Source organism: Plantactinospora sp. CNZ321, assembly GCF_004217235.1.
In genome coordinates, this window is record NZ_SHKQ01000001.1 from 5,210,269 (window position 1) to 5,221,510 (window position 11,242).

General features: G+C 69.3%; 14 protein-coding genes. 5 read left to right on the forward strand and 9 right to left on the reverse strand.

Annotated elements, in window-relative coordinates:
* The first annotated feature begins 7 nt into the window (after positions 1 to 7).
* Positions 8 to 142, forward strand: a complete 135-nt coding sequence (locus EV371_RS34580; protein ID WP_349339089.1) for a hypothetical protein — start codon at positions 8 to 10, stop codon at positions 140 to 142.
* Positions 143 to 495: 353 nt separating this feature from the next.
* Positions 496 to 984, forward strand: coding sequence for a GNAT family N-acetyltransferase (locus tag EV371_RS22475; protein WP_486484960.1), 489 nt, complete (start codon positions 496 to 498; stop codon positions 982 to 984).
* A gap of 48 nt (positions 985 to 1,032) precedes the next feature.
* On the opposite strand, the gene EV371_RS22480 is transcribed toward EV371_RS22475, so the two are convergent.
* The 9 genes from EV371_RS22480 to EV371_RS22520 all read right to left on the reverse strand — a co-directional run bounded on the left by EV371_RS22480 (position 1,033) and on the right by EV371_RS22520 (position 9,395).
* A complete protein-coding gene (locus tag EV371_RS22480) occupies positions 1,033 to 1,791 on the reverse strand; it encodes an ABC transporter permease (RefSeq protein ID WP_130463802.1) in 759 nt (252 codons plus the stop codon).
* Positions 1,791 to 2,570, reverse strand: coding sequence for an ABC transporter permease (locus EV371_RS22485; RefSeq protein ID WP_130463803.1), 780 nt, complete (start codon positions 2,568 to 2,570; stop codon positions 1,791 to 1,793). The genes EV371_RS22480 and EV371_RS22485 overlap by 1 nt, the downstream gene beginning before the upstream one ends.
* On the reverse strand, positions 2,567 to 3,505 hold the full coding sequence (locus EV371_RS22490; protein WP_130463804.1) for an ABC transporter ATP-binding protein: 939 nt from the start codon (positions 3,503 to 3,505) through the stop codon (positions 2,567 to 2,569). Before EV371_RS22490 ends, EV371_RS22485 begins: the two co-directional genes overlap by 4 nt.
* Positions 3,505 to 4,302 (reverse strand): TauD/TfdA family dioxygenase, encoded by a 798-nt coding sequence (locus EV371_RS22495; RefSeq protein WP_130463805.1) that lies wholly within the window; start codon positions 4,300 to 4,302, stop codon positions 3,505 to 3,507. The genes EV371_RS22490 and EV371_RS22495 overlap by 1 nt, the downstream gene beginning before the upstream one ends.
* Before the next feature lie 11 nt (positions 4,303 to 4,313).
* The gene (locus EV371_RS22500) at positions 4,314 to 5,096 is read right to left on the reverse strand and encodes a VOC family protein (RefSeq protein WP_130463806.1); all 783 of its coding nucleotides are present in this window, start codon (positions 5,094 to 5,096) and stop codon (positions 4,314 to 4,316) included.
* Positions 5,097 to 5,135: 39 nt separating this feature from the next.
* The gene (locus tag EV371_RS22505; RefSeq protein WP_486484755.1) at positions 5,136 to 6,479 is read right to left on the reverse strand and encodes a TrpB-like pyridoxal phosphate-dependent enzyme; all 1,344 of its coding nucleotides are present in this window, start codon (positions 6,477 to 6,479) and stop codon (positions 5,136 to 5,138) included.
* Between the two features lie 13 nt (positions 6,480 to 6,492).
* A complete protein-coding gene (locus EV371_RS22510) occupies positions 6,493 to 7,482 on the reverse strand; it encodes an asparaginase (RefSeq protein ID WP_130463808.1) in 990 nt (329 codons plus the stop codon).
* Positions 7,479 to 8,015, reverse strand: a complete 537-nt coding sequence (locus EV371_RS22515; RefSeq protein ID WP_130463809.1) for a flavin reductase family protein — start codon at positions 8,013 to 8,015, stop codon at positions 7,479 to 7,481. The genes EV371_RS22510 and EV371_RS22515 overlap by 4 nt, the downstream gene beginning before the upstream one ends.
* 81 nt (positions 8,016 to 8,096) lie before the next feature.
* Positions 8,097 to 9,395, reverse strand: coding sequence for an LLM class flavin-dependent oxidoreductase (locus EV371_RS22520; protein WP_130463810.1), 1,299 nt, complete (start codon positions 9,393 to 9,395; stop codon positions 8,097 to 8,099).
* Positions 9,396 to 9,542: 147 nt separating this feature from the next.
* Here EV371_RS22520 and EV371_RS22525 point away from each other — a divergent pair, with 147 nt between their 5' ends.
* From EV371_RS22525 to EV371_RS22535, 3 genes are read left to right on the forward strand one after another with little or no spacing between them, the layout of a single operon-like run.
* On the forward strand, positions 9,543 to 9,857 hold the full coding sequence (locus tag EV371_RS22525) for a BMC domain-containing protein (RefSeq protein WP_130463811.1): 315 nt from the start codon (positions 9,543 to 9,545) through the stop codon (positions 9,855 to 9,857).
* Between the two features lie 8 nt (positions 9,858 to 9,865).
* Complete coding sequence (locus EV371_RS22530; protein ID WP_130463812.1) at positions 9,866 to 10,162, forward strand: BMC domain-containing protein; 297 nt, start codon at positions 9,866 to 9,868, stop codon at positions 10,160 to 10,162.
* Between the two features lie 11 nt (positions 10,163 to 10,173).
* Positions 10,174 to 11,235, forward strand: a complete 1,062-nt coding sequence (locus EV371_RS22535; RefSeq protein WP_165436809.1) for a PEP/pyruvate-binding domain-containing protein — start codon at positions 10,174 to 10,176, stop codon at positions 11,233 to 11,235.
* Positions 11,236 to 11,242: the final 7 nt, after the last annotated feature.

An 11,242-nucleotide genomic window follows, 5' to 3' on the forward strand; every position in this document is an offset into this window, starting at 1 on the left:
TGAGCGGGTGAGCGAGGCGGTGAGTTGGCCGGACGGTCCGGCGCCGGTCACCGTACCGCTGCGGGTCGCCGGCGACCACCGGCACGGCGGCCGGTGGACCAGCCCGGCCCGCGGCGGGCGCGGTGGTGGCCCTACCGGCTGACCGCCGAGCCGGAACACCGGTTCGCTGGGCGGCACACGCCCTGCTCGACCTGTCACCGGCGGTTACCGGCGCCCCGGCTTGGTCTGGAACCAGAGGATCACGACCGCGACGAAGAGGAGCAGAACGAAGAACAAACACGGGCACAGCAGCAACCACACCATTCCTTCCACGGCGCGCACTCTAACGCGATCTTCCCCCACGAGGCGCCGTCATGATGGCATGGAAGATCTTTCATGTGGTACGCCCCGGTGCTGTACGCGCATGGGCGGCAACGCCGGGCGAACACGTCTCCGCCCTCTCCTGAAACGGCACAATGGCGTCGTATTGGCGGTATCCTATGGGTTGTGACCGATATACGAGAGCCCCGCGAGGGTATCGCGGCGGCGCGCGTCCGCTTGGCGAATGTCGATGACGCGGGCGAGATCCTGACACTGCAGCGAGCGGCGTACCTGGCGGAGGCGCAGACCTATCAGGATCCCTTCCTCCCACCGTTGGTCGAGTCGTTGGCCGAGTTGGCTGCTGTGGTCGCCGCCAAGGCAGTGCTCGTGGCAACCCGCATGCAGCGCATCGTCGGGGCGGTGAGACTGACGGTCGAGCGGGAGACCGGACATATCGGTCGCTTGATCGTCGCGCCGGACGTCCAGGGCAGAGGGATCGGCACGATGCTGCTTCGGGCCGCGGAGCAGGCCGCGCCGCCGGGGGTGGCCAGGTTCGAGCTCTTCACCGGCGCCGCGAGCACCCGCAACCTCGCACTGTACGAGCATCTTGGCTACGCCGCGTTTGCCAGGCGCAGGGTCAGCGAGTCGGTTGAGCTGGTCTATCTGGAGAAGGCCCGGTCATAGCAGCGGACGCTGACCGTCGGGCACTCGCACCAGGAGAGTGCTCCGACGTCAGCGGAGAAGCAGCGAGGCCAACCGGCGCGACGCGATCCACAGCCCGGCGGCCGTGAGCGACACCAGCACCGCGGTGTGGCCGGCATCCGCGAGCCGTATCGTGCCGGCCATCGACGACCGCATGAGGGCGACCGCGTGGTAGAGCGGTGAGAGCTGGACCAGGCTGCTCGCGGAGCCGTATGCGGACACCGGGAAGAAGGTGGCAGAGAACAGGAACAGCGTCGTGGTGACGGTCGGCAGCCACTCGAACGCCGAGAAGCTGCGGAGAAAGGTCGTGAAAGCCATGCCCAGAGACGCGAACATCAGCGCCGTCAGCGCCCCGACCGGGATGGCCATGAGACCCCATGCCGAGGGGACCGCGCCGAAAGCGGCCAGTACGACAAGGAAGAGGACGGCATTGAGGGTGCCGCGCAGGGCACCCGCGCTCACCTCGCCGACCACGACGTCGGTCGGGGACATGGGCGCGCTCAGGATGGAATCGTACGTGCGGCTGAAGCGCAGCCGCCACAGGACGTCGATGGTCGTGTCGAAGACCGCGCCACTCATGGCCGTCGCCGCCAGCAGTCCCGGACCGACGAAGTCGATGTAGGGCATCACCTGCCCGTCCACGCTGATGTCGCCGACAAACTGCCCAATCCCGACAGCGGCGGCGGCGAGGTACAACAGCGGCTCGGTGGCGCCGCTGACGACAATCGGCCAGGCGTGACGGACCCACAAGCCCTTGCGCTCTAGCAGGTGCAGAGCTTGGACGCCCATCACGCTTCCAATCGCCGTCTGAACGTTTGCGCGCTGGCGAGGATGCCGGCCCCAACCCACGCCGACAGGTACGCCAGGTGTCCAGCAGTCGCCCAGCCACCCAGCGTGGAGAGCACCGCGCCCCGGCACAGCTCGATACCGTGCCACAGCGGCGTGGCCTGAACCACCGCGGCGACCCAGACGGGAAGATCGTCAACCGGAAACAGCGCGCCGCCGAAGAGCAGCAATGGAGTGACGACGAACCGTTGGATGAGCGGGAAGCTGTCCTGGCCGCGGCGGGTGGCCGCGAATGCGACCATCGGCATGCCGAGCGCCAAGGCGGACGTGGCGGCGAAGACGACCGCGAGTACCAGCCCGGTGGACCGCGTCTCGGCGACGAACAGCAACACCATGGCGACCCCGCAGGCCGCCACTGCCGCCCGCAGCCACACGAAGAGCGCGATCCCGACGACGATGTCGATCGGACGCGTGGGAGTGCTGGCCATCACCTGGAACGACCGGAAGCGGACGAACCCGTAGAGCACTGGCCAGCAGCACTCCATGCTGGTCACCGTCATCGCCGTGGTCGCGAGCAGGCCGGTGCCCACGAAGGCGAGGTAGCTCGCGCCGCCGAACGCCGCCCGGCTCGCGCCGGTGGAGTCGTCGATGATGCTGCCGACGCCGATGCCCATCGCCACCAACAGGAGCAGCGGGTTGAGCACCGCCGTTGGCAGGGTGGCCCGCCACTGCCGCCGGAAACCCATCAGCTTCCATTCGAGGACATGCAGCGCGGCGGTCATTCGACCAGCTTTCGGCCGGTGAGTCGCAGGAACACGTCTTCCAGCGTGCTCCGTCGCACGATCGCGCTGACCGCATCGGGGCGGGTCAGCCTCGCCTTGGCCAGCGCCTCGTCGCCGTCGTCCGCGTACAGGAGCACCCGGTCGGAGATCACCTCGACGCGTTTCGCGATGCCGGCCAGCATCTGCGCCGCGTCCATGGCGACGTTGAAGCCGTACGTGAGCTCGACAACCTCGACGGTGCTGTACGTCGCGATCAGCTCGCGCGGTGAACCGGAAGCGATGATCTTGCCCTGGTCCATCACCACCAGCCGGTCACACAGCTGCTCCGCCTCGTCCATGTAGTGCGTCGTCAGGACGATGGTGACGCCCCGCTCCCGGAGTTGCTTCAGGCGATCCCACACGACGTGCCGGGCCTGGGGATCGAGGCCGGTCGTCGGCTCGTCCAGAAGGACCAGGCGCGGGTCGTTGATGAGCGACCGCGCGATGGTGAGCCGGCGCTTCATGCCTCCGGACAGCGGCTCCACCGTGCTGCCGGCGCGCTCGGCGAGCTGGAAGAACTCGAGCAGCTCGGCGGCGCGCCGGCGGCACTCGGCCCAGGGCAGGGAGAAGTACCGGCCATGTATCCACAGGATCTCCTCGACGGTGAACTCCTCGTCGAGGAGATCCTGTTGCGGCACGACGCCGAGCTTCGCCTTGATCCGCGTACCGTGCGTGGCCGGGTCCATCCCCAGGACCGACAGGCTGCCGGAGGTGCGCGGGGACATGCAACTGACCATCCGCATGGTGGTGGTCTTTCCAGCGCCGTTGGGGCCGAGGAAGCCGAAGGTCTCGCCGGCGGCGACGGTGAGGTCGATGCCGTCGACTGCGGTGAAGTCGCCGTGGCGCTTGACGAGGTCGCGCGCCTCGATGACCGGGTGAGGCGGGGTCTGGGCCATCAGTAGGCGGCGGGCGCGTCGCCCAGGATGTTGATGTGGTACATGTCGCGCTGCGTGCCGGCCGGGTAGTCGTCGGAGGCCACGTGGATGGTGCAGCTGTTGTCCCACACGACCACGTCTCCCGGCCGCCAGCGCCACCGGCAGGCGAAGCGGGGCTGCTCGCAGTACGCGAAGAGCATGTCCAGCACCGCCCGACTCTCCCGCCAGGGAAGGTCGACGATGTGGTCGGTGTAGGTGCGGTTGAGGTACAGGCTGGGCTCGCCGGTCACCGGGTGGCGGCGGACCAGCGGGTGGGTGTTCGACAGGGCCGGAGCGCCGACCCGCCAGCCGTTGTGCACGGCGTCGAGCCCGTGCAGGTAGGTCTTCATGCGATCGGAGAGTCCGGCGTACGCGGCGATCAGGCTCGCCCACAGGGTGTCCCCGCCCACGTCAGGCGTTGTCGCGCACTGCAGAATCGTGTAGCGGTTGGGCTCCATGATGGACTGGTCCGTGTGCCACTCGCTCGCCCGGACATCGACCCAGGCCAGCGCTGGCATGTCGGGCCAGTCCGGCACGTACGTCGTGCCGCCCACGCCCTGGTTTTCCACCCGCAGCGGACCGAGCCGCTCGGCCAGGTCGTAGAGCTTGCGCGGCTCGTTGGGCTGGCCGCGGAAGAAGAGCACCTGGTACCTGGCCATTCCCTCGATCAAGGCGTCCATGACGTCGGATCCGTGCCTGTCGAGGATGGGAAACTCGGAGAAGGCACCCAACGTCCCGGATAGGGGCGAGAGGGCGAGGTCGGTCTTGACGTTGCTCATCGAAAATCACCTCACGTCGGGCTCGGGGCGCCGCTGTGGATAGTCGGCGCGAACTCGATGATGTTGAACAGGACTCCCTGCGGGTCACGGCAGACCAGGACCCAACCGGGCGAGATGCGGTCGCGTGGTGCCTCGACCGTGCCGCCGAGCTCGGTGACCCGCCGTGCGGCGGTGTCACAGTCGTCGACCTGGAAATACACCATCCACTGCTCGGCGAGGTCAGCCGGCCAGGACGGCTGGATCAGCGGCATGATCCCGGCGATGTCGACGCCGTCGAGCGTCAACTCGTAATAGGTGTAGTCGGGTCGGGGCCGAGGATCGACCGTCCATCCGAAGACCGCGCCGTAGAACTTCTCGGCGGCCACGCGGTCCAGGCTGAGCAGCTCGGCGTGGCAGAACATGCCGTTGTCGCCGTCGGCCGACGCCGGCCGACCCTCGGGCAGGCAGACCGTGAACGCCGCACCCCGCCCGTCGACGCACGCCGCCGTGACGACGCGACCATCCTCGGCGGTGGCGGAGCGCTCGACCTTGCCACCTGCACGGGCGACGGCAGCGATCGTGTCCTCGACGGTGCCGGTCGCCATACACACCCGCCACTCGCCGACGTCGGCTGCCGGCTCCGCCCGTACACCCGCGACCGGCCGCGACGCGGCGGTCTGGACGTGCAGGGGACCGTCCACACGATGCTCGGTCGACACACCATCCCAACCGAGCAGATCACGGTAGAACGTGGCACCGGCGGCCGGGTCGGGACTTGACAGCTCGATCCAGTACGGACGTCCAGTCGACGTCACGACATCACATCCTCCCAGCGAACGATGAGGGCTGCTCGGTCAGGCGGGCACCGCGGGCAGCAGGGCGGTCGACCTGCGGGCCTCCTCGTCCGGGAACTCGTGGTCGACGAGCGAGCCCGACAGGTACGCGCCGTAGGCCGCGAGGTCGAGGTGACCATGGCCACACAAGGCGGTGAGGATCACCTTCTTCTCGCCGGTCTCCTTGCAGCGCAGGGCTTCGTCGACGCACGCGGCGAGCGCGTGCGTCGGCTCGGGGGCCGGCACGATGCCTTCCGCGCGGGCGAACATCACGCCCGCGGCGAAGCACTCCCGCTGGGTCTTTGCAACCGCCTCCATCAAGCCGAGGTCGTAGATGTGCGACACCAGCGGCGACATGCCGTGATAGCGCAGGCCACCGGCATGGATCGGGTCCGGCACGAAGCCGTGCCCGAGGGTGTGCATCTTCAACAACGGCGTCGTGCCGGCGTTGTCTCCGAAGTCGTAGGCGTACACGCCTCTGGTGAGGGACGGACACGAGGCCGGCTCGACGGCCCGGATGACCGGCGCCATGCGGCCGGCGAGCTTTTCGCGGAGGAACGGGAACGTCAGGCCGGCGAGGTTGGAGCCTCCGCCAGCGCAGCCCACGATCACATCGGGAGTGACGCCGATCTTCGCGAACTGGCGGAGCGCCTCCTCGCCGATCACCGTCTGGTGCAGCAGCACGTGGTTGAGCACGCTGCCAAGGGCGTACTTGCTGTGCGGATCCTGGGCGGCCACCTCCACCGCCTCGGAGATCGCGATGCCGAGCGAGCCGGGCGACTCCGGATCCCTTTCCAGGACCGCGCGACCCGCCTCGGTCAGTTCGGACGGTGAAGGGTGAATCGTCCCGCCGAGTGTTTCGATCATTATCTTCCGGTACGGCTTCTGGTCGTAGGAGGCCCGGACCTGCCAGATCTCACACGTGAGGCCGAACTGGGCGCAGGCGAAGGCCAGCGCCGTGCCCCACTGTCCGGCGCCGGTCTCCGTGGTGAGCCGCCGGACGCCCGCCCGCGCGTTGTAGTAGGCCTGCGGGACGGCGGTGTTGACCTTGTGCGAGCCGGCGGGGGAAACGCCCTCGTACTTGTAGTAGATCTTGGCAGGGGTGCCGAGCACCCGCTCGAGCCGGCGAGCCCGGTACAGCGGGCTGGGCCGCCACAGTCGGTACACGTCGAGGACCTCGTCGGGGATGTCCACATGCCGCTCGGTCGTCATCTCCTGCTCGATCAGAGCCATCGGAAAGATCGCGGCGAAGTCCTCCGGCGCGGCCGGCCGCATCGTGGCGGGATTCAGCGGCGGCGGCGGTGGCGCCGGAAGGTCGGGCATGATGTTGTACCACTGGCGCGGGATCTCGGACTCGTCCAGCATCACCTTGGTCGGTTCATCCATGGGCCTCTCCTGCCTGGCTCGTGAGCTGTGTGGCCCGGACCTCGCCGACGGGCGCCGTGCCGCCGAAGATCGGGGTGCTGTGGAGGCCGAAGAGCGCGGTCTCGTCGAGACCGACAATCCGCAGGGCCGTCGCCATCAGCGGCCCGAGCGCGCGCTGGCTGCCATCCTCGACCTTCACCGCGACCGCCCGGCCGTCGGGCAGGGCGGCGGCACAGAAGCCTTCCGCGCCGTCCTTCGCGACGAGGCCGGGCGCCCCGCGCATCAGGCGCGCGTCTATCCGGTCGTCACCGGAGGCCCAGGCTCCCTGCGCGCGCATCGCCTCGACGACCCGTCGCTCCGGGCTGCCGGGCGGGGACAGGACCAGGTGGCGGAAGGCCCGCGCGACCCCGGCGAGGCTCACCGCGAACGTCGGTGCACCACAGCCGTCGACACCGGTCGCTCTCGGCTGCTCGCTGGTCAGCCGGATCAGCCGGTCGTGCACCGCGCGCTGGGCCGGATGGTTGCTCTCGCAGTAGCCGGACCGGCTCCAGCCGTTGACAACGCAGGTCGCCAGCGTGCCGGCGTGCTTGCCGGAGCAGCACGTCGCGACGGGGGCCGGCCTGTGCCCGGCGCGGAGGTAATCGGCGGCCTCCTCGGCACCGAGTGGCAACCCGGCCGCGTTTCGCAGAGCGGACTCGTCCAGCCCTGCCCCGGCCAGGATCTCGCGCACGCCATCGACGTGGTGTGGTGCGCCCGCGTGCGAAGCGGCCACGAGCGCCAGCAGCGGATCGGGCAGGTCCAGGCCGGCGCCGACCATCGCGGTGGCCTGCACCGGCTTGAGGACCGACCGGGCGAACCGCGCTGTGGTCACATCGCCGCGGTGCTCGACCAACTGGCCGGTCTGGTCCAGCACGGCGACGTGACCGCGGTGCCTGCTCTCGACGACGCCGCAGCGCACCACCTCGACGACCACCGGCGGGGCGGCGTCCATGACGTTCGTCATCGGAGGCACGCACCGGCGGGGTCGGCCAGGCCGATGAGACGGTGGTAGCCGCCCCGGTGCCAGACGAGCGGATCGCCGCCGTCGCGCGACATGTGGGTGACCTCTCCCACGACGATGACGTGGTCGCCGCCCGGGTAGGTCGCGTGCAGTCGGCAGGTGACCCATGCGAGGGCGTCATCGAGCACCGGGGCGTCGTGCCGGATGTGGTGCGGGACGGCGGCGAACCGGTCATGGTGTGTCCCGATCGCGAACGCCTCGGCGATTTCGCGGTGCCGGTCCCGGAGCACATTGATGGAAAACGCCCCGTGTTGCCGCACATGGCGCAACGTGCGGGACTCCCGGGCGAGGCTGACCAGGACCAACGGCGGCTCCAGGGACAGCGAGGACACCGCGCTCGCGGTGGCGCCGACGGGGCCGGCGGCACTGCGGGTGGCCACGATGGTGACTCCCTTGGGAAGCTCCGCGAGAACGGATCGGAATACGCGCGTGGCATCGTCAGCGTTGGCCCGCGTCGTATTGGGCGAAGGCGTCATCTCACTCCCCCGTGTCAGTTGACGCAATGCCGTATCACAAATTGGGAATCGACAGAACCCGCTGCGAGTCTGCACACGAAGCTAAACGATGTCGGGTTCGGCCCGCAAGCCCCTACCGGCGTCGATGTGACGCGGTGTCGGCACCTCGACATGAATGCCTAGATCGCGTAGGCGTGGCACGACCTCGGTCATCATCGCCGTCATATTCGCCACGACACGGTCGTTGTCGTGATCGAAAAAGTCGAACCAGAGCATGATCCGGTCGTCGGGATGAAACCGGGCCTGGATCTGGGCTGCGACATCCTCAGGGCTGCCGACGAGCGCGTTGTCCGCGGCGTTCGCCACCTTGGCGGGATCGACCGTCCCGTCCATCGCCCGCCAGTACGCGGCGAGCGCGGCACGCGCCCGCGTCTGCGCCTCGGCCCGTTGGTCTTCGGGCGAACGGCCGGGCGAGGCGTCGAGGAAGACGAACGTCGTGCGGGGCATGTACTCTCGGCGCCACGCGCCGCCGGCGGGATGGAACGCTCCACGCATCCGCTCGTGGGTCTGCTCGATGACCGCTGGCCTGGTGATGCTGAGGTTGAAGACTCGCACCGGCGCGAACCTGTTGAGGTGCTCCTGCAGCCGGGGATCATGTGAACCCACGACGAGCGAGAGCAGCTCGCGACGGGGCTGTGTGGGCACGATGCGGGTGAGCTCGAACGGCCAGCGCCGCGGCACCCGTACGCCGTCGTCGACCCGAGCATCACCGGCCAGGGCAACCACCCGCTCCCATTGTCCGGGTTCGGGAACGTCGTCGCGATGGAGCACGAACTCCGGCACGTCCTCGGCGCGCAATTCCTCGCCGTTCACCAGCCGGACGAAGAGCTCGGCCGCCTCCCACATCACCGCCGACCGCACCTGCGACCACGCTAGCTCCTCCCACTGGGCGCGGGGACGGACGCCGGTCATCCGGTTGACGTAGTCGAACCGCCCTGCCCCGAACCCGATGTGGAGGGTGCGGCGCTCGGCCGGGTCCAGCCCGTGCCAGGTCAGCGCCGTCACGACGCGCTCGGCGGCGGCGAGTGGGCCGCCGTTGCAAACGATGTTCATGATGGCCGACCCCACCTCGATCCGTCGCGTCCGGCAGAAGACCTGGTGGGCGAGCTGGCAGATGTCGGAATTCAAACCGACTTCGCCGTCCCAGTGAGTGAGAATGGGGTGGCGATGGCGCTTCTGTGATTCGTTGCTGTAATGGCTTTCGGCGACCCAGACGGCACCGTAGCCGAGCTCGTCGGCGGCAACACATTGCGCGAGAAAATTCTGCAGGATCAACGATTCTGACGGTAGTACACCCCCGACGGGCGTTGGAGCAACGCTACAAAAGACGTCGAGTTGCATGATCGCTCCCCCGATGGTCGTTGGCAGCGAGGCTACCGCTTGTCGTCCCAAGGCTGCGAATGTATGGTTCGGACATCGATCCACGACGTTGCCGGCGTTGATCTATACCTCCTTAAGATCAACCGTTGACGCCATTACGGGGGAATCATGGTGCCGGATGAGCCGGATAGGTCCGCGCGCGCCGCTGTGGCCTTTGTCGAGGCCGAGGGATTCGTGCCCGTGTACGACGCGGTCGACGCGATGAGCAAGACCGCCCGCGTGCGGTTGGGCGGAGTCAGCCGCATCGGCGGTGGTCTGGTCTCGGTCTCCGTCATCGGCGAGCTCGCGCAGGTGATCGAGGCCGTCGAGGTCGGCGAGGAGACGATCCGGGCGCAGCACGGGGTGGTGGTCCGGTCGGCGGTATTCCCCAGTCCCTGCGCGGCCGTCGCCGCCATCGCCCACCGACCAGCCCTGGTCGGCTGAGCCGTCCGATGACGAGGACGGCTGTCGGGATGGTCGAGTGCCGGGGGATGGTGGCCGCGATGGTGGCGCTGGAGGCGATGTGCAAGGCGGCGGACGTGACCTGCACCCTCGTGGAGCGGGTCAGCGGCGGCGTCATCGTGGTCGTGGTCGAGGGTGACCTCGCTTCGGTGCAGCACGGGGTCGACGCCGGTGCGCAGGCGGTCCCCGGCTACGGGGAGCTGCGCAACGCCCGGGTGTATCCCCGCCCTACGGACGAGATGACGGGCCTGTTGGGCGGTTCCGGCGACCTCACCGAGCGCCGATAGGAGTGACCATAGTGGACAGCGCAGAGGCGTGGACCCGGCGGATCGACGGCACGCCGGTGCCGGGGGTCGGTGGCAAAGGCGCCGGGCTCGTCCGGCTCGTGGCCGCGGGGGCGCCGGTGCCATCGGCATTCGTGGTCACGACGGACGCCTTCCGCGCTGCGGTGGGCGAGCGGGCCGGCCGCCTCGACACGGAGCTGGCCGGCGTCCCGGTGACGGCGAACGAGTTCGCCGCACACTGTGCCGCCGCCCGGCAGGAAGTATACGAGGCGACGGAGGGGCACCCGGTGCTCGACGAGGTGGTCGAGGACCATCGGCGCCTGGCCGGAGAGGGCGGCGCCGCGGTGGCGGTCCGCTCCAGTTCGTCGACAGAGGACTCTGCGACGGCCAGCTTCGCCGGAGAGCACGACACCTATCTGTGGGTCGACGGGCCGGATGCGGTGACCGAGGCGGTGCGCCGGTGCTGGGCCAGCCTCTACAACGACCGTGCAGTGGCGTACCGGCGGCAGGTGGGCACGGCCGCGGCGACGATGGCTGTGGTCGTCCAGCAGATGGTGGACGCGGACGCTGCCGGGGTGCTCATGACGCTCAACCCGGCCAACGGCGACCGGTCCTCGATCGTCGTGGAGAGCGTGTGGGGGCTGGGTGAGCCGCTCGTCTCCGGTGAGGTCACCCCCGACCGGTTCGTCCTGGAGAAGGTCACCGGTCAGTGCTGCCGGCGCGACATCGCGGCCAAGCCACGGCGGATGGCCCGCGCCGCGGGTGGAGGGCAGGGCGTCGGATGGCATCCGGTTCCCGAAGCGCAGGCCTCGACCGCCTCCCTCTCCGACGCGCACCTCGCCGAGCTGTGGCGGCTCGGCCGGTTGGTCGAAGGCGCGTTCGGCCGTCCGGTCGACATCGAGTTCGTCGTCGCCGACCGTGTACTGCTGGTGCAGGCGCGGCCCGAGACGACCTGGTCCGGTCGCGCCGCCGTCGCCGCACCAGGGGCGTCCAGTGCCGTCCAACTCGTGCTGGCGACCCTCACCTCGCCCGTGACCCCCGGCGCCGTGGGCCCTCCGACGCACCCTCACGCCTGAAGTGGAG